This is a genomic window from Achromobacter seleniivolatilans (genome assembly GCF_030864005.1).
Classification (GTDB): domain Bacteria; phylum Pseudomonadota; class Gammaproteobacteria; order Burkholderiales; family Burkholderiaceae_B; genus Achromobacter; species Achromobacter seleniivolatilans.
Window position 1 is genome coordinate 6276157 of record NZ_CP132976.1, and the last position, 21702, is coordinate 6297858.

The 21702-nt window shown below is 63.9% G+C and carries 22 protein-coding genes; 7 read left to right on the plus strand and 15 right to left on the minus strand.

The genetic code is table 11. From position 1 onward, the window contains the following. Positions 1-9: 9 nt before the first annotated feature. Together uca and RAS12_RS28345 are read left to right on the plus strand one after the other, a co-directional pair. Positions 10-3645 (plus strand): urea carboxylase, encoded by a 3636-nt coding sequence (uca, locus tag RAS12_RS28340; protein WP_306943648.1) that lies wholly within the window; start codon positions 10-12, stop codon positions 3643-3645. Further along, the gene (locus RAS12_RS28345) at positions 3645-4376 is read left to right on the plus strand and encodes a GntR family transcriptional regulator (RefSeq protein WP_306943650.1); all 732 of its coding nucleotides are present in this window, start codon (positions 3645-3647) and stop codon (positions 4374-4376) included. The genes uca and RAS12_RS28345 overlap by 1 nt, the downstream gene beginning before the upstream one ends. A gap of 39 nt (positions 4377-4415) precedes the next feature. Here RAS12_RS28345 and RAS12_RS28350 read toward each other — a convergent pair whose 3' ends face one another. The 5 genes from RAS12_RS28350 to RAS12_RS28370 all read right to left on the minus strand — a co-directional run bounded on the left by RAS12_RS28350 (position 4416) and on the right by RAS12_RS28370 (position 7640). Further along, positions 4416-5231, minus strand: coding sequence for an anti-sigma factor family protein (locus RAS12_RS28350; RefSeq protein WP_306943651.1), 816 nt, complete (start codon positions 5229-5231; stop codon positions 4416-4418). Between the two features lies 1 nt (position 5232). Continuing rightward, the gene (locus RAS12_RS28355; RefSeq protein ID WP_306943652.1) at positions 5233-5745 is read right to left on the minus strand and encodes an RNA polymerase sigma factor; all 513 of its coding nucleotides are present in this window, start codon (positions 5743-5745) and stop codon (positions 5233-5235) included. A 31-nt stretch (positions 5746-5776) separates the two neighbouring features. Continuing rightward, positions 5777-6145 (minus strand): COG4315 family predicted lipoprotein, encoded by a 369-nt coding sequence (locus RAS12_RS28360; RefSeq protein WP_306943654.1) that lies wholly within the window; start codon positions 6143-6145, stop codon positions 5777-5779. 95 nt (positions 6146-6240) lie between these two features. Beyond that, positions 6241-6705, minus strand: coding sequence for a GNAT family N-acetyltransferase (locus RAS12_RS28365; protein WP_306943655.1), 465 nt, complete (start codon positions 6703-6705; stop codon positions 6241-6243). Continuing rightward, a complete protein-coding gene (locus tag RAS12_RS28370) occupies positions 6702-7640 on the minus strand; it encodes a LysR family transcriptional regulator (protein ID WP_306943658.1) in 939 nt (312 codons plus the stop codon). Before RAS12_RS28370 ends, RAS12_RS28365 begins: the two co-directional genes overlap by 4 nt. A gap of 61 nt (positions 7641-7701) precedes the next feature. On the opposite strand from RAS12_RS28370, the gene RAS12_RS28375 reads away from it, so the two are divergent. Next, positions 7702-8850, plus strand: a complete 1149-nt coding sequence (locus tag RAS12_RS28375; RefSeq protein WP_306943660.1) for a 4-oxalomesaconate tautomerase — start codon at positions 7702-7704, stop codon at positions 8848-8850. 144 nt (positions 8851-8994) lie between these two features. After that, positions 8995-9966 (plus strand): Bug family tripartite tricarboxylate transporter substrate binding protein, encoded by a 972-nt coding sequence (locus RAS12_RS28380; protein WP_306943662.1) that lies wholly within the window; start codon positions 8995-8997, stop codon positions 9964-9966. A gap of 45 nt (positions 9967-10011) precedes the next feature. Here RAS12_RS28380 and RAS12_RS28385 read toward each other — a convergent pair whose 3' ends face one another. The 6 genes from RAS12_RS28385 to RAS12_RS28410 form a co-directional block, all read right to left on the minus strand. Continuing rightward, positions 10012-11391, minus strand: coding sequence for a DUF1501 domain-containing protein (locus RAS12_RS28385; protein WP_306943664.1), 1380 nt, complete (start codon positions 11389-11391; stop codon positions 10012-10014). Beyond that, on the minus strand, positions 11388-12953 hold the full coding sequence (locus RAS12_RS28390; protein WP_306943666.1) for a DUF1800 domain-containing protein: 1566 nt from the start codon (positions 12951-12953) through the stop codon (positions 11388-11390). Before RAS12_RS28390 ends, RAS12_RS28385 begins: the two co-directional genes overlap by 4 nt. Before the next feature lie 100 nt (positions 12954-13053). Next, the gene (locus RAS12_RS28395) at positions 13054-13758 is read right to left on the minus strand and encodes an SDR family oxidoreductase (protein ID WP_306943668.1); all 705 of its coding nucleotides are present in this window, start codon (positions 13756-13758) and stop codon (positions 13054-13056) included. 197 nt (positions 13759-13955) lie between these two features. Beyond that, the gene (gene azu / locus RAS12_RS28400; protein ID WP_306943670.1) at positions 13956-14408 is read right to left on the minus strand and encodes an azurin; all 453 of its coding nucleotides are present in this window, start codon (positions 14406-14408) and stop codon (positions 13956-13958) included. 161 nt (positions 14409-14569) lie between these two features. Further along, a complete protein-coding gene (locus tag RAS12_RS28405; RefSeq protein WP_306943672.1) occupies positions 14570-15886 on the minus strand; it encodes a PQQ-dependent sugar dehydrogenase in 1317 nt (438 codons plus the stop codon). A 66-nt stretch (positions 15887-15952) separates the two neighbouring features. Further along, positions 15953-16270 carry a PepSY domain-containing protein gene (locus tag RAS12_RS28410; RefSeq protein WP_306943673.1) on the minus strand — a complete coding sequence of 106 codons (318 nt, stop codon included), beginning with the start codon at positions 16268-16270 and terminating at the stop codon, positions 15953-15955. Between the two features lie 192 nt (positions 16271-16462). Between RAS12_RS28410 and RAS12_RS28415 the strand changes: the two genes are divergently transcribed. The 3 genes from RAS12_RS28415 to RAS12_RS28425 are packed head-to-tail and all read left to right on the plus strand — an operon-like array spanning position 16463 to position 18863. Continuing rightward, on the plus strand, positions 16463-16810 hold the full coding sequence (locus RAS12_RS28415) for a PepSY domain-containing protein (protein ID WP_306943675.1): 348 nt from the start codon (positions 16463-16465) through the stop codon (positions 16808-16810). Then, positions 16810-17472, plus strand: coding sequence for a response regulator transcription factor (locus RAS12_RS28420; protein ID WP_306943677.1), 663 nt, complete (start codon positions 16810-16812; stop codon positions 17470-17472). The genes RAS12_RS28415 and RAS12_RS28420 overlap by 1 nt, the downstream gene beginning before the upstream one ends. Beyond that, on the plus strand, positions 17469-18863 hold the full coding sequence (locus tag RAS12_RS28425) for a sensor histidine kinase (RefSeq protein ID WP_306943679.1): 1395 nt from the start codon (positions 17469-17471) through the stop codon (positions 18861-18863). Before RAS12_RS28420 ends, RAS12_RS28425 begins: the two co-directional genes overlap by 4 nt. Positions 18864-18890: 27 nt before the next feature. On the opposite strand, the gene RAS12_RS28430 is transcribed toward RAS12_RS28425, so the two are convergent. The 4 genes from RAS12_RS28430 to RAS12_RS28445 form a co-directional block, all read right to left on the minus strand. Beyond that, the gene (locus tag RAS12_RS28430) at positions 18891-19319 is read right to left on the minus strand and encodes a universal stress protein (protein ID WP_306943682.1); all 429 of its coding nucleotides are present in this window, start codon (positions 19317-19319) and stop codon (positions 18891-18893) included. 16 nt (positions 19320-19335) lie between these two features. Continuing rightward, positions 19336-19761: a universal stress protein gene (locus RAS12_RS28435; RefSeq protein WP_306943684.1), complete on the minus strand. Its 426-nt coding sequence runs from the start codon at positions 19759-19761 to the stop codon at positions 19336-19338. Positions 19762-19866: 105 nt separating this feature from the next. Further along, complete coding sequence (gene murI / locus RAS12_RS28440) at positions 19867-20670, minus strand: glutamate racemase (RefSeq protein WP_306943685.1); 804 nt, start codon at positions 20668-20670, stop codon at positions 19867-19869. A gap of 47 nt (positions 20671-20717) precedes the next feature. Further along, positions 20718-21650 (minus strand): LysR family transcriptional regulator, encoded by a 933-nt coding sequence (locus RAS12_RS28445; protein WP_306943687.1) that lies wholly within the window; start codon positions 21648-21650, stop codon positions 20718-20720. Between the last annotated feature and the right edge of the window lie 52 nt (positions 21651-21702).

Consider the following 21702-nt stretch of genomic DNA (forward strand, 5'->3'; position numbering starts at 1 on the left):
GAGCAGCAAGTGTTCGATACCGTTCTGATTGCCAACCGTGGCGAAATCGCCGTCCGTGCCATCCGTACCCTTAAGCGCTTGGGCATCCGCAGCGTGGCGGTGTATTCCGATCCCGACCGCAATGCGGCGCATGTGCGCGAAGCCGATGTCGCGGTTGCGCTGGGCGGCGAGAAGGCCGCCGACAGCTATCTGCGCATGGACCTGCTGCTGGCCGCCGCGCGCGAGCACGGCGCGCAAGCCATCTACCCGGGTTACGGCTTTCTATCGGAAAGCGCGGAGTTCGCGGAAAGCTGCGAAGCCGCAGGCATCGCCTTCGTCGGCCCCACGCCTTTGCAGATCCGCGAATTCGGGCTGAAGCATCGCTCACGCGAACTGGCCGCCGAGGCCGGTGTGCCTATGACGCCGGGCACGGGTCTATTGGCCAGCCTGGGCGAAGCGCTGTCTCAGGCGGAACGCATTGGCTATCCCGTGATGTTGAAGAGCACGGCGGGCGGCGGCGGCATCGGTTTGTCGCGCTGCGAGAGCGAGGCCGAACTGACCGTGGCGTTTGATAGCGTGCAGCGCATGGGCGAGCACTTCTTTCGCGATGGCGGTGCGTTCATCGAACGTTATGTGGACAACGCGCGGCACGTGGAAGTGCAGATATTTGGCGACGGGGCAGGCCGCGTGCTGGCGCTGGGCGAACGCGATTGTTCGGTGCAACGCCGCAACCAGAAGGTCATTGAAGAAACGCCAGCGCCTTTGCTGCCTGCCGCGACCCGCGCCGCGCTGCTCGATGCCGCCGTGCAGTTGGGCGAGTCCGTCAACTACCGGTCGGCCGGCACTGTCGAATTCATCTACGACCCCGCGCGCGACAGCTTTTACTTTCTGGAAGTCAACACGCGGCTACAGGTTGAGCATCCGGTAACGGAAGCCGTCACCGGGCTGGATTTGGTGGAATGTATGCTGCGCGTGGCAGCGGGCGAACCGCTGGATGTCGACGCCATGTCGCGCGCCCCGCAAGGCGCATCGATTGAAGTCCGCCTATACGCAGAAGATCCGTTGCGCCAATTCCAACCGTCGCCGGGCGTGTTGACCGAGGTGTCGTTTCCCGACGGCGTCCGGGTAGACGGCTGGGTTGCGACGGGCACGGAAGTGCCAGCGTTCTACGACCCGATGCTGGCCAAGCTGATCGTGCATGCCGCCACGCGTGACGCCGCGCTGGACAAACTGGCCGACGCCCTGGCGAAGACGCGGCTGCATGGCATTGCCACAAATCTGGATTACCTGCGCCAGATCGTGGCTGATGAGCGATTCCGCGCGGGCCTGTTGTCGACGCGATTTCTAGAGACCTTTGTGTACCGGCCCGCCGCGATCGAGGTCGTGGAAGCCGGCACCTACACCAGCGTGCAGGACTATCCTGGCCGCGTCGGCTATTGGGACATCGGCGTGCCGCCGTCTGGCCCGATGGATGACTACGCCTTCCGCGTGGCGAACCGCATCGTCGGCAACGCGCCTGATGCTGCGGGCATCGAGGCCACGTTGATGGGACCCACGTTGCGTTTTCATGGCGACGCCATCGTGGCGTTGACGGGGGCCACTTGCGCCGCCACGCTGGACGGCGAACCCGTACCCATGTGGCAACCGATAGCGGTGCGTTCGGGGCAGGTTCTGGTTACGGGCCGTGCGCTGTCAGGCTGCCGCAGCTACCTGGCGGTACGCAACGGCTTCGATGTGCCGGTCTATCTGGGCAGCCGCTCGACCTTCGCGCTGGGGCAGTTTGGCGGTCATGCCGGCCGGACGCTGCGTGTGGGCGACATGTTGCCATTGGTGCGCACGGAACTGGCGGGCACGTCGGCGACGCCGCCCGTCGCGGAACCGCAAGGCGCGCCCGCCGACATGATTCCGGTGTATGGCAACACATGGGAAATCGGCGTCTTGTACGGCCCGCATGGCGCGCCAGACTTTTTCCAGCCCGAAGCGATCGAAACATTTTTCGCGGCGGACTGGGAGGTGCACTACAACTCGAACCGTCTGGGTGTGCGCCTGATCGGACCCAAGCCAAGCTGGGCGCGTGAGAACGGCGGCGAGGCCGGCCTGCATCCGTCCAATATCCACGATTGCGAATACGCCATCGGCAGCATCAATTTCACGGGCGACAGCCCCGTGATCCTGACGCGTGACGGTCCCAGCCTGGGCGGCTTCGTCTGCCCGGTCACGATTGCGCGGGCCGAGCTGTGGAAGGTGGGGCAGGTGAAGCCGGGCGACCGTATCCGTTTTGTGCGCATCGATTACCCGCAGGCCGTTGCATTGGAAGCCGCGCAGGACAGCAGCGTGGCGGCGCTATCGTCCGTGGGTCCTGCGGCAACGGCGCCATCTCCGGTGCCCGCGACCGTGTCTGAAACCATCGTCGCCGCGTTGGCAGCCGAGGGCTCGCGCCCGTCCGTGTCCTATCGCCAAGCGGGTGACGGCTACCTGTTGCTGGAATATGGCGACAACGTCCTGGACCTGGCGTTGCGCATGCGTATTCACCTGCTGATGGAAGCATTGAACGCGGACCCCATTGAGGGCGTGCTGGAGTTGTCGCCGGGAGTGAGGTCGCTGCAAATCCGCTACGACAGCCGCGTCATCCTGCAAGGCGCGCTGATTGCCTTGCTGCTGGAAATCGAAAAGGGTCTGGCGGATGTTGCTACTTTGAAGGTGCCCACGCGTGTGGTCTACCTGCCCATGGCCTTCGAAGATTCGGCCACGTTGGGCGCCGTGCAGCGCTATCAGGAAACCGTGCGCGTCAGCGCGCCGTGGCTGCCGAATAACGTGGACTTCATTCAGCGGATCAACGGCCTGGACGAGCGGGACGAAGTCAGCCGCATCGTCTTCGATGCCAGCTATCTGATCATGGGCCTGGGTGACGTGTATCTGGGCGCGCCGTGCGCCGTTCCGATCGATCCGCGCCATCGCCTGCTGACGTCCAAGTACAACCCGGCGCGCACCTTCACCGCGGAAGGCACGGTAGGCATCGGCGGCGTATACATGTGCATTTATGGCATGGACTCTCCGGGGGGATATCAGCTCGTCGGCCGCACCTTGCCCATCTGGAACAAGTTCCTGAAGAATCCCGTATTCCAGGATGGTAAACCTTGGCTGCTGCGCTTCTTTGATCAGGTGCGTTTCTATCCGGTAACGGAAGCCGAATTGGATGTGTTGCGGGAAGACTTCCGCGAGGGGCGGGCCACCGTGCGCATCGAAGAAGAGACGTTCGACTTCGCGGCACATCAACGATTTTTGGTGGACCAGGCGGATAGCATCGCCGCGTTCCAGGCACGTCAGAAAACCGCGTTCGATGCCGAAGTGGCGCTGTGGAAAACCGAGGATGTTGCGGCCGAGCAGGCCGTGGCCGAGCCCGAGGCCGAGACGGTCTTGCGGGAGGGCGAAAGAATGGTCAGCGCCGATATGTGCGGCAACATCTGGAAGATTCCGGTCCAGGTGGGGCAGAGCGTATCGGCAGGCGACACGCTGGTCGTGGTCGAGGCCATGAAGATGGCGCTGTCCGTCATTGCGCCGGCGTCTGGCACGGTGACGGCAATCCGTTGCGTGCCCGGCAAACCGGTGAACGCAGGAGATCCGCTGATCGTGCTGGCCGAAGACGCCACCTGCACTGTGACCTGATGATGCGGCTGGAATCCGTGCAGGTCAGCCCGGCCATGCGGCAGTCGCCCGCGCTGGCCGGCACGCTGGCAGACCAGGTGTATCAGCGGATCAAGGATGATCTGTTCGATTTCCGCATGCTGCCGGGCGAGCGTTTCACCGAGGCGGATCTTGTGGTGCGACTGGGCGTCAGCCGCACACCGGTGCGGCTAGGCTTGGTCCGTCTGGAGCGTGAAGGTTTCGTACTCGCCAGACCGCGCAGCGGCTGGCAGGTGCGGCCATTTGATTTTGAGCGCTTTGAAGCGCTCTACGACGTGCGGGTGGTGTTGGAACAGGCCGCTGTGGATAAGCTGTGCTCGCTCGAAAATATGGACGAAGCGGGGATTCTTGGCGCGTTGAAAGACGTATGGCTGGTGCCCTTGCCGCAACGCATTCTGGATGGCCGGCTGGTGGCGCAGTTGGATGAAGCGTTTCATTGTTCGCTGGTGGCGGCGGCAGGCAACCCTGAAATGGCGCAGATCCATCGCGACGTCACCGAAAAGATTCGGATCGTGCGGCGTCTGGATTTCACCAAGGATTTTCGCGTGGATGCGACTTACGAGGAGCACGCGGCCATTCTGCGCGCGGTGCTGGCGCGCCGCGCGGACGAAGCGCAGCGCATGCTGCGGTCCCACATCGAGATGAGCAAGGCCGAAGTCAGGAAGATCACGCTTCATATGCTGCATGAAGCGCGGGAGAACGGGGTGGGGTGATGCGCGTTATGTCATCGGGCAATGCCGCGCGTCCTCCCGTCATCCCTGCAATTGCCTGTACACCTCTTGCGACACTCGTTGCAATTCATCCCGGCTGACCGCGCCAGACAGCGCGTAGCCAAATTGTCCTTCGACCCAATAAAACACCCGCACCGGCCCTTCCTGCGTGAACTGGAAGGCGGTCTGCCCGCCTGCGGCTTCGCGGGTCACGTACAGCGTCAGGCGCTGCCCATCTGGCGCGCCATACATGAATAGCGCCACTGGCCCGGCGCCGCCAGGCAGCAGGCGTCCGCCCACCAATTCATAACCGGCTTGCGACAACGATGGCGCGCGCACTGGCGCGCCCATGCGCTTGGTGAGCCAGGTCACCAGCCCCTTTTCGTTATCGGCGCTGACTTCCACCGGGCGGCCCATGTCGGGCGCGTATACCGCATGTGCAATGGCTGCGCGCTGGGCATAGCCGCCTGCGGCGCGGTCCGGGCTTGCAGTGGCAAGCACGGTTTGCAAGTGCTGGGCGTCCATCGCGCCACGCGCCACCCAGGCAGCGCTGGCGCTGACGGCGGCCAGGGCGACGCTGGCGGCCAGCGCGCGCCAGGGCCAGTGACGCGCGGGAGCTTTAAGCGGCAAGCGCAGGGGCAAGGGCTCATCCAGCACCGGGTCCAGCAAGGCGTGCAGCGCGCGGCGCTGGGTCTGCCAATCGGTTACCCGTGTTTGATCCTGCGGATGCGCGGCAAGAAATGCGTCAACCTCAGCATGGCGCGCGGGCGGCAATTGCCCGTCGGCATACGCATGCAGATCGGCTTCGGTAATCGGGGTGCCCGCAGAGGGCACCGGATGAAGGTGTTTGTCGTTCATATCATTTCACGCGATGCAGCCGGCTGATGGTGTCGCGCCCCTGCATCAGCGCGCTCAGTTTTTCACGGGCGCGGGACAGACGCGACATTACCGTGCCGATTGGCACGGCAAGCACTTGAGCGGTTTCCTGATAGGACAGGTCTTCCACGCAAATCAGCAACAGCACTTCCCGCTGCTCGGCCGGCAAGGCTTGCAGGCAACGGTCCAGATCGCGTACCTCCAGGTGATCGGTCTGCGTGGCGCGCACTGGCGCGTCGGGCAGGTCGCCCGGGGCGGTCTGATCCGCCCGCCGCTGAGTGGCGCGCATGCCATCGATGAAATGGTTATGCATGATGCCGAACATCCATGCTCGCAGTTCGCCGCGACGCTGCCAGCGGGAAAAGCGGCTCCAAGCGCGCTCCAGCGTGTCCTGCACCAGGTCATCGGCCCGGTGCAGGTCTCCCGTCAGCCCGCGCGCATAGCGCCGCAGGCTGGGGATGCAGGCCAGGATCAGGGTTTCGTCTTCGGCGCGCATGGATTAAGACGGATGAACTTGACGGTCCGTCTCAGGGCTTGATGACGTGCCAGACGTCCTTGAAGTTGTCGCCAGTCTTGTCGCCCGCCTTGGTGTCCTTGGCGTAGGTGTAGACAGGTTTGCCCTTGTAGGCCCATTGCTTGGAGCCGTCGTCACGGGTGATGACGGTCATGTCGCCCATGGGCTTGGCGTCAGCGGCGGCGGTAACAGGGGGCCAGATCTTGGCGCACTGATCATTGCAGGCGCTTTTGCCTCCGGCATCCTTGTCGAAGGTGTAGAGCGTCATGCCAGCACTATTGACCAGGACGCCATCCTGGGTCTTGACGGCCTGGGCCTGGGCGCCAGCCGAGAACAATGCGGCGGAACCAAGTACCAGGGCGGTGGCGATGTAATTGCGCATGTTGTGCCTCGTAAGTAGGAAAGTTTGGGGACTGCCCTCTACAGACGCTGGCCCGGACGGGTTTATTCCCGGCCGCGCAAATAAATCTGCACAGGTCAGCCGGCCGGCCGGACAGCGCCGGGTTCGTAACGCATCTCAAACTCCAGGTCGGTCTCCTCGACAGGGGTGAAGCCCAGCGACTCATAGAGTCTGCGGGCGGGGTTGCCTTTCAGCACACTCAGGGTGACCGGCGTGTCTTCCGCATCCGCCTGGCTCAGAACGTCAACAAGCAGGCGGCGCCCCAGCCCCTGGCCCTGGAAGGCGGGGTCGATCTGGATTTGTACGATGCGCCAGCCGGCCTGATCGCGATAGTGTTTGAACAGACCCGCGGGCCGGCCATCCAGCCAGACGATATGGGCGTCGTCAAAGTGGTAGCGGATGCGGTCCAGGTGGTGGTTGTCATCCAGCGGGGCGCCTGCGCGTTGCAGGTGCTCTTGCATGGTGGACTTGCGCAGCGCCAGGAGGAAAGGCAGATCGTCATCGGTGGCGGGTTGCAGCGCCAGGGTATGGGTCAGCGTCATGAGGCGGAATCAGGGAGTCGGGCGGGTTTGCGTTTAGCCGTCTTGCCGGCTTGATGAATCAGGTTATAGAGCTGTTGCGCCGCGGGCGCCAGTGGCCGGCCGCGGCGCGCGATCAATCCCAGTGTCCGGGTCACCCGGGGGTGTTCGAGTTTGACGCTGGTCAAGGTGGCATGGCCCGCCAGCGGCATGGCTAATTGCGGCACTGCCGCAACGCCCAGGCCCGCTTCCACCAGGCCCAGCAGCGTCATGACGTGGCTGACTTCAAACGCGCTGACGGTGCGCTTGCCGCTTTTGGCCAGTGCATCGTCAATCAGCAGGCGGTTGCCGCTTTCCTTGGCGACCGTCATGAAACGTTCTTGCGACAGGTCTTCCCAGGACACGCTGCGGCGGGTGGCCAGGGGATGGTCGCGGCGCACGGCCAGCACGAAGTCCTCGCGCAGCACCGCCTTGAAGTCCACATCTGGTTCCTGCGTGCCAACAAAGCTCACGCCAAAATCGGCGCGGCCGGTGACGACGCTGTTCAGAACGGTATTGGCGGTTTCGTCGATGATACGCACCCGGATGCGCGGGAAGCGTTCGCTGTAGTCGCGGATCACAGACGGCAAAAAGTAATAGGCCACCGACGGCACGCAAGCCACCGTCACCAGACCGCCGCGATGGGCCGCCAGATCTCCGATGCTGAGGACGGCGCGTTCCAACTCGTCGATGGCGCTGCGGGCGCGTTCCAGAAACACGCGCCCCACTTGCGTCAGGGCAACGCGCCGCGTGGTGCGTTCCAACAGACGGGCGCCCAGCAGGTTTTCCAGCTTGTCGATGCGGCGGCTGAGTGCGGGCTGCGACAGGTGCAGATCTTCGGCGGCGGCGCGAAAGCTGGCGCGTTCCGCCACCGCCACAAAAGCCTGCAATTCCTGCAAATCGAAATTGATGCGCGCCATGCATGAATCCATCCGTAAGTTGCAATTCAAATAATAGCCCGGGCAACGCAGAATGCAGCGCATGGAAACCGTAATCCCTTGCGTACTGATGCGCGGCGGCACGTCGCGCGGCCCGTTCTTTCTGGGCGACTGGCTGCCGGCCGACCCCGCCGAGCGAGACCGGCTGCTATTGCTTGCGATGGGATCGCCCCATGCGCTGCAAGTCGATGGCCTGGGCGGCGGCAACTCGCTGACCAGCAAGGTGGCCATCGTCTCGCGGCCGACACGTCCTGACTGCGATATCGACTACTTGTTTGCGCAGGTGTCGGTGGACCGGGCCACGGTGGACACGCGCCCCAACTGCGGCAACATGTTGTCGGGCGCCGCGCCATTCGCCATTGACGAAGGCCTGATCGCCGCCGGTAACGGCGTCACCTCGGTGCGGGTGCATAACGTGAACACCGGCGCGGTCATTGAAGCCGTGGTGCAGACGCCGGGCGGCCGCCTGACTTACGAGGGCGATACCCGCATTGATGGCGTGCCGGGCGCCGCGGCGCCTGTGCGCCTGAACTTTCTGGACGCCTGGGGCGCCGTGACCGGCAGCGTGTTTCCGACCGGCCACCGGCAGGAATGGGTGGATGGCATTGCGGTCACGCTGATCGATGCCGCCATGCCCATGGTGCTGATGCGAGCCGCCGACTTCGGCCTGACCGGCCAGGAAACGCCCGCGCAGCTGGATGGCAATGCTGGTTTGCTGGAGCGGATGGAGCGCATCCGCGTCGTGGCGGGCGCCCGCATGGGCCTGGGTGATGTGCGCAACAGCGTCATCCCCAAACCGGTGCTGTTGGCGCCCGGCAGTGCAACCCGGCACGCACCGCCATCCGCCGCCATGGCCATGCCCGCGCTGTCGGTGCAATCCCGCTATTTCACGCCCCGCGCCTGTCACCGCGCCCATGCAGCCACGGGCGCGGTAGGCGTCGCCAGCGCTTTTCTCATGCCCGGCACAGTGGCCCATGACTGCGGGGGGCCTCCATTGCAGGCCGGCTATCGCACCGTGCGCATCGAGCATCCGTCAGGCGTCATGGAAATCGATGTGGACCTGGATGCCGCCAGCGGTGTGGTGCGCGCGGCGGGTTTGGTTCGCACGGCTCGCAAGATCATGCGGGGGCTGTTGTATGTGCCGGGCCACTACGCCGTGGCAGGCGTGATGCCGGTGCAGGCCGTGGCTTGATGTTCTGCCGATTCGGCGCATGCGCGGAATCGGTCTGTTTTGTACATATGCCCAACGGATTCGGGCAGTGTTGGCTTTACCGTCAAAGCGGCCCGCAACGAAAGATCAAGAGGCCCGGCGTCCTATCACTACTGGAGACAAATCATGAAATTCCACCCTGTCACAACGGCTTGCGCCACCGCGCTGATGCTCGCCCTGGCCGCCAACGGGGCGCAGGCCGCTTATCCCGAACGTGCCATCACGCTGGTCGTGCCAACCGCCGCAGGCGGCGGCAACGATGTGCTGGCGCGCGTGGTCGGGCAGAAGGTGGGCGAATTGCTGGGGCAGACCATCATCGTCGTGAACAAACCCGGCGCCCAAGGCGCCATCGCGTCGGACTATGTTGCGCGTCAACCGGCTGACGGGTACACGCTGATGCTGGGGTACATCGGCACGCACGGCATCAATCCGGCTTTGCAAAAGCTGAACTACGACCCCGTCAAAGACTTCACGCCGATTGGCATGGTGGCTGATTCGCCCACCATCATGGTCGTGTCGACCCGCATCCCTGTTCGTGATGTGGCGGGCTTGGTGCAATACAGCCGCGACCATCCCGACACGCTCAGTTTCGCCTCTGCCGGTCCGGGCACTGCGCCTGCGGTCGCGGGCGAACTCTTCAATCAGGCGACCGGCGCGCGTATGCTGGACGTGCCGTATAAGGGGTCTGCACCCGCCCTGACGGATACGTTGGGGGGCGTGACCCAAGTCATGTTTCCCAGCCTGTTCAGCGTGTATCCGCATCTGAAGTCCGGCTTGATCAAGGCCTTGGCGGTGGCGGGTTCCACCCGGTCGGCGGTGCTGCCCGACTTGCCGACATTGACCGAAGCCGGCGTTACCGGCGTGGACGTGCCGCAGTGGTACGCCATCTTCGCGCCCGCAAAGGCTGACCCTGCGGTAGTCAGCACCTTGAATCGTGCGTTGAACCAGGCGCTGACGGACCCAGCTGTCGCCAGGAAGATTGGCGAACAAGGGGCTGAAGTCCGCACCAGCACTCCGGCTGAACTGGGCACGTTCGTGGAAAGTGAAGCCGTACGCTGGAAGCAACTGGCAGCCAGCCGGAAGTTGGCGGTGCGGTAGTTGTTGCTTGTGGAAAGGGCTGCGCGGGGGGGGGCGCGTAGCCCTTCACCCCATCGGCAACACCCCTAGAGGTGTGTCATCAAAATTCTTCAAATTAGGAAAGACCAGCCTCAGTTCCTCACGGCCTGCTCCGAACCACGCGCCTAGCGATGCGCCCAGCTGGTCTACCGCCATCGTTGGCAGCAGGCGGCCGTTGTCGACGAAACCTGGGCCGTCCCGTGCTATTTCGGGATGCGTGCCGTAATACCGGCCGCCCTTGACGGCACCGCCCAGCACAAACTGGTGCGAACCCCAGCCGTGGTCCGAGCCGTTGCCGTTGGACCCCAGCGTGCGTCCGAATTCGGATGCGGTGAATGTCGTGACTTGTTCTGCAACACCCATTGCCGATAGCGCCTGCTGAAACGCCGCCAACGACTGGCCCAGTTCCCGCAACAGAGCAGGGTGCGTATCGTTCAGACCCGTATGGTTGTCATAGCCGTTCTGCGACACAAAGAACACCTGACGGCGCGCGCCCAGGTCCTGGCGGGCGCCGATGATGCGCGCCACGATCTTTAACTGCTGCGCCAAAGGAGATTCAAAATTGCCCGGCACGGTCACGTTGGCCAAGGCGGCGCGCAGGCGCGTGTCGGCATCGATGGACTGCGCGGCAATACGCGACATCTCTCGTTCCATCAAATGTTCTCTGGGCTGCGTGATCAGTTGGCGCAGCAGTTCCGTGCATGCGCTAGATCCGTACATGTCGCGATACAGCATATCGATCCGCGTGGACCCGCTGATTCCCACCCGATACCCCGCCACCTTGCGCCCGGCCAGCAACACGGTGCTGCCCCCTGCCGTGATGCCGGAAAACGTGCGCTGGGTGTTGGCGCTGGCGAACAGGTCGGTCAGCCTTCCAGCCCAACCGGATGACGCGCCTTCGGGCGCCAATGCCTGCCAATATGACTGCTGGTCGTTGTGTGAAAACAGCTTGGGCGGCAACGGAACGCGGGCGCTGATGTAGTCGGCCTTTGATGTGGGCACGACCAATGGCCCCACATTCAGCAGCACAGCCATCTGGCCGTTTTCGTATAGTGGCGCAAGCGGCGCCAGCGCGGGCGCCAGTGCGAATTGCGCGCCGTCTGCTGCTGCGGCCCGGCCGCGCAACGCCGTGGCGCGCAAGGCATCACGAGGCAAGGCGATATCGCTGCGGGCCGCTGCGTACGCCCGGTATGCCGGAGCGTCAAACGGCGTCAAGGTGTTGTAGGGGTCGTTGCCGCCGTACAGAAACACGCAGACCAGCGCTTTGTATGAAGGCGGCGCAGACTGCGCGGCGGCTGCGCCCAGCGCCGCCAGGTTGACGGCAAGCGGCGCAGCCAGGCCGGTGGCTCCCAGCGCGCAGGCGCGCTGCAAGAAGGCGCGGCGTTCGGCGTCATGGGATCTCGTCATTTCTGCACCAGGTATTCAGGCGTGGAGGCAACCAGCATGACGGCGGCCCTTACGCGGTCGCGCGGGCGGCTGGCGGGCAAGGTGCCGACAGCCTGCGCAATGGACTCGGCGGTCTGGGCGCTGAACGCATCACCTGCCAACAACAGAACCACACGTGCCACCAGCGCTTGCGGATTCTGCGCCAACGCGATTTCCGGCGCGTAGCTGGTTTGCAGGTCTTCCCAGCCGCGATCCGCGTAAATCGCCAGAAAATTCAGATATCCGGCAATGCTGGTTTCGTCGGTAATCTGCAATTCAGGCGCCACCAGATGCCGGTTCGCCAACTCAGTGACGGGCGGCGTGTAGCGAGGGCGGAAGAAATTGAATACGGTCGCCGACCGCATAGGGCTTTGCGCGAGCCTGATGGTGTTGTCCGTGGTGTCGGGCATGGCCCACGCGCCGTTGGTGGACGTTGCGCCGAAGGCTCGCGCCCATCCGGAAAAGCGCAAGATGGGCTCGCGTATCTTGCCCCAGCTGGGCGCGTTCAGATCCGGATTGCGGGCTTCGCGGTCCAACAGAATGGCGCGCACAACGGCCTTCATGTTTCCGCGGACGCCGTCGCCGTCGTCGTCGAATACTGCGGACACGCGGCTGACGTAGGCGGGGCTGGGGTTGCTGGTCACCAGCCGCTGGATAAGCTGGATGCCGATGAATGGACCGACATTGGGATGCGCGCAGATGGCATCCATTGCCCGCTTGAGCGACAGATGGCCATCGGTGCCAGCTGGAACCACCGTTCCCAGAAAGCGTTTTTCCGCCATTGAGTGCAGCGCATTGTTCAGCGCCATCGGCCGCCGGTGGAACTCCACATCGGTCTCAGGCCCATTGATGTCCCAGCCGGTGAACACCTTGGCCAATCCTTGTACGTCGGCATTGGTATAGGTCTCTACCGGTGCGCCGTTTACCTTTTTGACGGTGCCATCGGCGTTCAGCTCCAGCAGCCCGATGCTGAACAACTGCATGATCTCGCGGGCGTAGTTTTCGTCCGGATGGCGGCCGGTCTTGGGATCTTCTTTACGGTTGCCGCGATAGGTCAGCATGCAGCCCATCGACAGGTTCATCGTGACGGCGGTGAGCAATTTCTGGTAGTCGCCCAAGGCATGTTCGGCCAGCAAATCCATGAAACCCGCAGCGCCAAACAGCGGCCACGACGCGGTGATGGATTGCACCCCCACGACAAAGATCTCGGACAGGGCAAAGGCGACCCGCGTGCGTACCTGATCCTCCGCGCTGATGAATTTTCGCCACAGCGTGGACTCCAGCGGCGCGTTGATGCCATTGCCCTTGAAGGCCTCGGTATTCTTTTTCTGTTGCAGCAGCCAGTCGAAATGCGTCTGCGAAGGCGGCAGCGCCAATTGGGCGTCCAGCCACGCGGCATAACCTTGGGCCACCACCGCATCGATTTGTGCGGGGGTGGCGCCGAAGGTGGCTTGCGCCAGAAAGCGCGAGGCCTGGCCCGGTGTGGGCGCGGGGGAATGGGATGGCGCGGACTGCGGCGCAGCCGCTGACGGCGTAGCGGACATGCGCAGCACCTCGTCGAATGCGAATGCCTACGGTACGTCATGGCCCGAGCAGCCTTCAATACCCTCATTCGGACGAGGGACTAATCCTAATGGATGAGTCTTAAACGGAGCGCGTGATGCCGCCGTCGATGCGGATGTTCTGGCCGGTGATGTAGGCCGACGCGTCCGAGGCCAGGAAGGCGATCAGGTCCGCCACTTCTTCAGCGGTGCCGTAGCGGCCCATCGGAATGCGCACGCGCCGGTCTTCTTTTTCGGGCAGGCTGTCGATGAAACCCGGCAGCACGTTGTTCATCCGCACGTTGTGCTCGGCGTACTCGTCGGAGAACACCTTGGTGAAGGCGGCAAGTCCAGCGCGGAACACGCCCGAGGTGGGGAACAGGGCTTCGGGTTCAAACGTGGCGTACGTCGAAATATTGACGATGGCGCCTGACTTCTGTTGCTTCATGATGGGCGCGACCAGGCGCGCGATGCGCACGACATTCAACAGGTAGAACTCCATGCCCAGATGCCAGTCGTCATCGCTGATTTCCAGCAAGGGGCCTTTGGGGCCATGCCCAGCGCTGTTGACCACCGCATCAACACGGCCCCATTTCTGTACCGTGGCGTCCACCAGCTTTGCCAGGTCTTCGGGTGAACGGTTCGATCCGGTGATGCCCAGCCCGCCCAATTCTTCGGCCAGGGACGCGCCTTTGCCGGATGACGACAGAATGGCCACGCGATACCCGTCGGCCGCCAATTTGCGCGCCGCCGCCGCACCCATGCCACTGCCGCCTGCCGTGACGATCGCTACTTTTTCCGTACTCATTGCCTGGCTCCTGTCTTGTGCTCTTGGGAGCGGCCATTGTAGGGGCGCGTGGGATGCGCCGGGCGGGTATCCGGGCTGGCGGCAGGGGCGTTGCGCGCCCCAATGGAAACGGGCTTCTTGTCCCCGGCGAACTCGGGGGCAAGAAGCCCGTGCGGACCAGCAATCAGGCCGGGAGCGCTCGCGCCCGGCCCAAAGGCTTAGTCGACCAGCTTGAGCGTGCCCTTCATCAGCGCGAAGTGGCCGGGGAAGGAGCAGAAGTAGGTGTAATCGGTGCCGGCTGCCAGCTTGCTGACGTCGAACGTGATCGAATCCGTTTCACCGCCGCCAATGACCTTGGTGTGGGCGATGACGCGGGCGTCGTCTTTCTTGACGTAGTTATTGTCCAGGCCGGCGGCCATGCCGTCGTTCACTGCGCCTTGCATGTCGGCAGTGGTGGTCAGCACCCAGTTGTGGCCCATAACGTTCTTGGCCAGGGTGCCGGGGTGCTTCAGGTTCACGGTGAACTGCTTGCAGCTCTTGCTGACCGTGATTTCCTTCTTGTCGAACTGCATCTGGTCATTGCCAGCGATATCGATCGAGCAGTCGGCAGCCAGCACGGGGGCCGAGGCCACAGCGAGGATCGCTGCAACGCAGAGTTTCTTGAGCACCATATTCATGCCTCCAATGTTTCGAGGGGAGCGAAATGCCGGGCCGCGCAGCGCGCGTCGTTCGGCGTTAAGACATTCTCGTCCGTTTGCGCCCCGGAAAGCGCATTGAGACCCGCAAGGGGTTTGACCCATCGCAAGCCGGCCTCATTGAGTTGTCCAAAACGTCACAGTTTCGGGCTGACACGCCAGATCACATTGCCCACATCGTCTGCCAGCAGCAAGTTGCCCTGCCGATCAATGGTAACGCCCACCGGCCGGCCTTGCGCCTGACCGTTCTCCGTCAGGAAACCGGTCAGCACGTCTAGCGCCGGGCCGCTTGGCGTGCCCCCGCTGAACGGCACAAAAATGACCTTGTAACCGCTGCGCGGGTCGCGGTTCCAAGAGCCGTGCTGGCCCACGAACATGCCATCGGTAAACGGGGCTGGCAGCTTGGCGCCGCCCGACCATGCCAGGCCCAGCGAGGCGGTGTGCGGCCCCAGCGCATAGTCAGGCACGATGGCGCGCGCCACGAGATCTGGCCGCGGCGGCTTTACGCGGGTATCCACGTGCTGCCCGAAATAGCTGTAAGGCCAGCCGTAGAATCCGCCGTCCTGCACCGAGGTCATGTAGTCGGGCACCAGGTCACTGCCCAGCTCATCGCGCTCGTTCACTGCCGTCCACAGTGTCTTGCCGTCGGGCGCCCAAGCCATGCCGACCGGATTGCGCAGGCCCGTGGCATACAGCCGCTTATTGCCGGTTGCGACGTCAATCTCCCAGATGGCGGCGCGGCCTTCCTCGATAGCCATGCCATTTTCGGCAACATTGCTATTGGATCCGACGGACACGTACAGCTTGCTGCCGTCGGGGCTGGCGATCAGGTTCTTGGTCCAGTGGTGGTTGATGCCGGCAGGCAGATCGGTGACTTTTACCGCTGCGGCGGTGATTTGCGTTTGGCCGGTCTCGTACGGAAAGCGCACGACGGCGTCGGCATTGGCCACGTACAACTGATTGCCGATGAGCGCCATGCCAAACGGGGAGTTCAGCCCCTGCAACAACACGGTACGCGTTTCGGCGACGCCATCGTGGTCGGCGTCGCGCAGCAGCGTGATGCGGTTGGCGCTTTCGGTTTTGGCGCCCGCGCGTTTCATGACGACGCCCGCGGCCCAGTCCTTAAAGCCGCCAGACGCTTCCTCGGGCTTGGGCGGCGCATTGGTTTCGGCGACCAGCACGTCGCCGTTGGGCAGCACGTACAGCCATCGTGGATGGTCCAGCCCAGTGGCAAATGCGTTGACTACCAAGCCCGCAGCGGCCAAAGGCTGGGCGCCGGGCGGCCAGCCGATGGCGCGTGCCGTGTTTACCGTGGGAATCATCGTGGTGTTGGGGGCGGGCAGCGTCGGGTGCGGGCCCATGCCGGCTTCAACCGGCAGCGTGGCGACTTCGCCGCAGGCGCTGAGTGCGGCCAGCGTCAAACTGGCTGCGATCAGGATACGCAGGGTGGGCATGATGCGACTCCAGAGCTCTCTGTGAGTCCCATCATACTCACGCCGCAGCGGCCATGCGTGGCGGGTTCAGTCGTCGAAGCGGCTGCGCGTGACCGCGCCCGACTGCGGGTCCACGCGCAATTTCACGCGCTGGCCCTGGGGGTCGTAGGCTTTGACTTCATAGCCGTGCTTGCTGGAGCGCTCAATTTCGGAAATATTGCGATAGCCAGCGGCCTCCATCTTGTCGTAGACCTGCCGGATCGTCAGCATGGGCGCGGCGGCGCTGGTTGCGGCGGGCGCGGTTTGGGCCGTGGGCGCGGCGGCCTGGGCATGAACGGCGGTGCCGGCGACCAGGGCGCTTGCGCCAATTGCGAGTGCGGCCAGGGTTTTTTGAATGCGCGTCATGGTGAATAGCTCCTGAAATAGATGGGGGGTAAAAGGCCGTGGTTGCGACCCTGGTGCCCATTATTCAAGTTGGCGCATGAACCTATTCTGAAGCTGCCGTTCATGTCAGGTTCATCCCCGGCGCGGTATAAAAGAGCCTCTTTCCATCCCCCACACAAAGAGGCACGGCATTGCGGCACAGCGGAGCACAGCATGATCCGGCGTAAGCAGGGCGGCATCCTGCTGTCGGGTTGCGCGCTGGCGTTGGCGCTGATTGCCGGGCCGGTCAGCGGGCTGGCGGGCGAAAGCGATCATGAACGCGCGCGCCAAGCCCTGCAAGCAGGCAAGGTCTTGCCGCTGGGAGCCGTGTTGGACATCGTCGAACGCGATTTTCCCGGGCAGGTGATCAAGGTCGAATTCGAAGAGGATGACGACGAATTCATCTACGAGATCCGCGTGCTGCAAAGCGGCGGAGGCATACTCAAGCTGAAGATCGACGCGCGCGACGGCAGCTTGCTGGCCGTCAAAGGCCGCGACATCAAATTCAAGAGCAAAGACTGATGCGGATACTGGTGGTCGAAGACGAACCCACGCTGGCCAGCCAGCTTGCCGATGCGCTGCGCGGCGCGGGTTATACCGTGGACGTGTCGGGCGATGGGGAGTCCGCGCGCTTTCTAGGCGATGTGGAAGCGTTCGATGCCGTGGTGCTGGATCTGGGTTTGCCCGTCATGGACGGACTGACGGTGTTGAAGAAATGGCGTGCCGCCCAGCGCAATATGCCCGTGCTGATTTTGACGGCACGCGACAATTGGCACGAGAAAGTGGCCGGCATTGATGCCGGCGCGGACGACTACCTGACCAAGCCGTTTCACATGGAAGAGCTGCTTGCACGCATGCGGGCGCTGTTGCGCCGCAATACGGCGCACGCCAGCGCGCAATGGCGCTGCGGCGCGCTCATGCTGGACACGCGTCAGGCCAAAGCCACGCTGGCCGGCCAGGCGTTGACGCTGACCAGCCACGAATTCAAGGTGCTGTCGGTGCTGATGCAGCGCGCAGGCGAAGTGGTGTCGCGGGCAGAGCTTACCGAACACATCTACGCGCAGGATTTCGATCGGGATTCCAATACCATCGAAGTATTTGTCGGCCGCTTGCGTAAGAAACTTCCGCCCGACACGATCGAGACCGTGCGCGGGCTGGGCTACCGGCTGGCGGCATCCGCATGACACCGGCGCGCCCAGGCATGCTGGGCTCGCTGCGGCTGCGCTTGTTGGCCGGTACGCTGGCGTGGATACTTGCGTCGGTCGCGTTGGCCGGGTGGGGCATGGCCAGTCTGTTCCGCCAGCACATCACGCAACAATTGCAGGCCGAGCTGACCTTGCATCTGAACCAGCTGACAGCTGCCGTGAATACTGGCGCGGACGGACGCCCGGTGGTGGACCCGCCGTTGAGCGACCCCCGATTGGAACAGCCCTTATCCGGTTTGTACTGGCAGGTGGACCGGCTGGCCGATGGCTCGCGGCCCATTGCCATCGGCGCAGCCCGTTCGCGATCGTTATGGGATCAGACGCTGGCGTCACCGCCGCCGGCCACCCCGGCGCGCTCCACGGCGGGCGACCAGAGCTACGACATGTCGGGTCCCGAGGGCCGGGGGCTGACGGCGCTTGCGCGCGTGTTGAAACCTGCGGAAGACGACGCTGCGCCATTGCGCCTGATCGTCGCTGCCGACCGCAGCGTATTGGCCGAACCCATCGGGCGTTTCAACCATATGCTGGCCATTGCGTTGGGAACCCTGGCCTTGGGGCTGACCGTGGCGGCGGTGGTGCAAGTGGTGGTGGGGCTGCGTCCGCTGGCCCGGCTGCGCGAACAATTGGCGGCGCAGAACGCGGGTGACGTCAAACGCATCGACGGCCGTTTTCCCAGCGAGATCCAGCCGCTCGTCGACGACTTCAACAAAGTGCTGGCAATGAACGCCGACATCGTGCAACGGGCACGCACCCAAGCCGGCAATCTGGCCCACGCGGTCAAGACGCCGCTTACCATTCTGGCCAACGCTGCGGCGCGTGGCGACAGTGTGCCGGCGGCGCTGGTCAATGAGCAGGTCGGCATGGCCAACCGCCAGATTGATCACCACCTGGCGCGAGCCCGGGCCGCGGCGTCTTCGGGCGCGGCCGATGGGCGAGCGCCCTTGCTGGATTCGATTCAGGGCTTGGTGCGCGTCATGCAGCGCCTATATGCGCAACGTGATCTGAAGATTGCCATCGCCGGCTTTACGCCTGCGCAGCAGTTCCGGGGCGAGCAGCAGGACTTGCAGGAAATGCTGGGAAACCTGCTGGATAACGCCTGCAAATGGGCGAATACCCAGGTGTTGATCAGCGCGGAAATGATTGCACCCGCGAGCGTGCTGATGCATATCGATGACGATGGCCCAGGTATTGAAGATCATGCACGCGAACGCATTTTCTTGCGGGGCGTGCGGATGGATGAACAACTGCCGGGATCGGGGCTGGGCTTGGATATTGTGCGCGATCTGGCGGGCACCTATGGCGGCGAGGTGCATGCCCGCCGCTCGCCGTTGGGTGGTTTACGCGTGACCTTGCAACTGCCTGCTGCCTGAACCCGGCGCGCCGGGCATTGCCGGTTGCTACTTCACCAGTGTGACCGGCACGTCGGCAAGCTGGACGACCTGATTGGCAACAGAACCGATCAAAATACTCGCCAGCGTACCGTTGCCGCGTGTGCCCATCACAATGCGGGCGCAGCCTTGGTCGCGCGCGTAGCCTGCGATCTCGGTGGCGGCATGGCCAAACTCGATGTGGCTGACGTAGTCGGCGCCCGTCACGTCCAGCAGCTTGCGCGCCTCGTCCATGGCCTCTTGGCCTTCGCGGGTGTAGAACTCGTCGATCATGTCTTGCGTGATCAAGCGCGAAATACCGGCGCGTCCTTGTGTAGGCGTCTGCACGTTTAGCAGGTGAATGCGTGCGGATGCAGCGCCTTGCGCCAGTTGGCGGGCGTACAGCACGGCACGGTTGGAATTGTCGGAACCGTCGACAGGAACCAGGATGTTCAGCATGCTTCGCTCCTTTGCCTTATTTGACCAGCGTGACGGGCAGTTCCGTCAGGTGCAGGACACGGGTGGCGATAGAGCCCAGGAACAGGGACGACACTGAACCCAGCCCGCGCGATCCCATGTAGATTTCGTCCGCGCCGGTTTCGGCGGCGATGCGCACAATGGTTTCGGCTACGGCGCCCACTTCGACCCGGGTCTGAAAATGCACGCCGGCATCAGACAGCAGGCGGCTGGCGCGTACCAATGCAGCCTGGCCTTCATCCTGGTAATAGGCATTGATATCGGCTTGGGAAAGGCCTGCGCTGACCTTGCCGGATTTCAAAGGAACCTGAACGGACAACAGTTCCACGCGTTCAATCGGATCGTAGGCGCGAGCGTCCAGCAAGGCTTGGACAGCATGGACGGAAGGGGCGGAACCGTCGACAGGGATCAGGATGCGTTTCAAGAGCGTCTCCTTTTTGTGCGAGCCGCAAGAGGCGGTACGTTCTACTTTATTCGAATTATCAGCCGGATTCGTGTTGCCCGAGATGAGCGGAATCAAACCCTGCGTTCAGCGCCATTGCGCTGGCGTGGCGTCCGCCGTCAGCGGCTGGCCCAAGAGACGGCTGGCCAGTTCCGTCAGCGCGGCGGGGTCGCCGGTGGTTTCAAACAGAAGTTGGCCCTGACCTTCCTGGCGCAGCAGGCCGCGTTCCTGCAACTGATGACGCAGCCAGCGCGCAACCGGGGCGCCTGTTTCCAGCAAGGGAACGCCCGGGCCGGCAGCCGCCTGAATGGCATCGCGCAGAAAGGGGAAATGGGTGCAGCCCAGGACCAGCACGTCGGCGCCCGCTGCGCGTAGTTCTTCCACCGGCGCCCGCACGGCGGCGTCGGCATCCTGGCCGGTCAGCACGCCTTGCTCCACCAGCCGCACCCATTCGGGGCAGGGCCGGAGCAAGATGCGGACTTCGGGCGCTTCCCGTTGCACCAGCGCGGCGAACTTGGGGCTGGCCAAAGTGCCGGTCGTGGCAAACACGCCGATCACCCCGGTATGCGTGAGGTGCGCGGCGGGCTTGATCGCCGGCTCAACGCCGATGATGATCAGGCCGGGATGACGGCGGCGCAATTGAGCGATGGCGGCGGCCGTGGCGGTGTTGCAGGCCACGACCATAGCCTTGGCCTGGCGCGACACGAAATAGTCGGCCAGCGTGTTGGCGCGCTGCTCAACAAACTCCTGCGTCTTTTCGCCGTAGGGGACGTGGGCGGAGTCCGCCACGTAAAGCAGGGATTCATGGGGCAAGGCGTCGCGGATGGCGCGCAACACGCTCAAGCCGCCGACGCCAGAGTCGTAGACGCCGATAAAAGATTCAGGATGCATAGCTGAAGGGCGGGATGCAGGTGTCGGGCAGTGTAGCGCCAGTGCGATCAAGCCTGCGTTTGCTCTGGCTGCGATTCGCGGTGCCGGCGCACTTCTTCGATCAGCTTGCGAGTGGCGCCGGACAGTGGCGCGTCGCGCCAGATCAGGTTCAGTGGCGCGCGCAGTTCCACGGGATCGGTCACGCTGACGTACACCACGCCTTCGATGTTTACGCGGCGCAGCGATGCTGGCACCAGTGACACGCCCAGCCCGGCGGCAACCAGACTTAAGGTGGACAGCATGCGCGGCGCTTCCTGGGCAATGCGCGGGCTGAAGCCTGCTGCGCTGCACGCCGAAATGATGGCGTCGTACAGGCCGGGGCCGCTATGGCGCCGGTACAGGATCAGCGATTCTTCGGCCAGCTCGGACAACGCGATACGTTTACGCGTGCGGCCCTTGACGGCAGGATGGTCCGCCGGAAAGGCCGCCAGCATGGTTTCTTCCAGCACGGTTTCCTGGATCACGCCTAGCCCCGCGCTCGGCGCTCCCCGGATAAACGCGACATCGACGCGGCCTTCGCTCACCGCCTCGCGCAGCTCGCCGGTGCTGCTTTCTTCAAGCACCAGACGCACGTTGGGCGCGCTTTCACGAAATCGGCGGATGACGGACGGCACAAACGGATGGAATGCTGCGGACCCGGTGAACCCGACGATCAGCCGCCCCGCTTCGCCCTGCGATACCCGGCGCACGCCATCGACTGCCTGATCGACCAGCCCGATGATGTTGCGCGCGTCGTCCAGCAGCGCGCGGCCGCTTTCCGTCAATTCCATGCCGCGCGGCAGCCGGTGAAACAGGGTCACGCCCAATTCCTTTTCCAGCACGCGGATCTGCTGGCTCAACGGCGGCTGGCGGATGCCTAGCCGGGCCGCAGCCTTGGTCAGATGAGATTCCTCGGCCACCGCCAGGAAGTAGCGCAGCAGGCGCAGGTCAACGGATGCCATATTCAATGGATATGAGTAGTGAGGTAGTCATATATTAGACATTATCTAGACC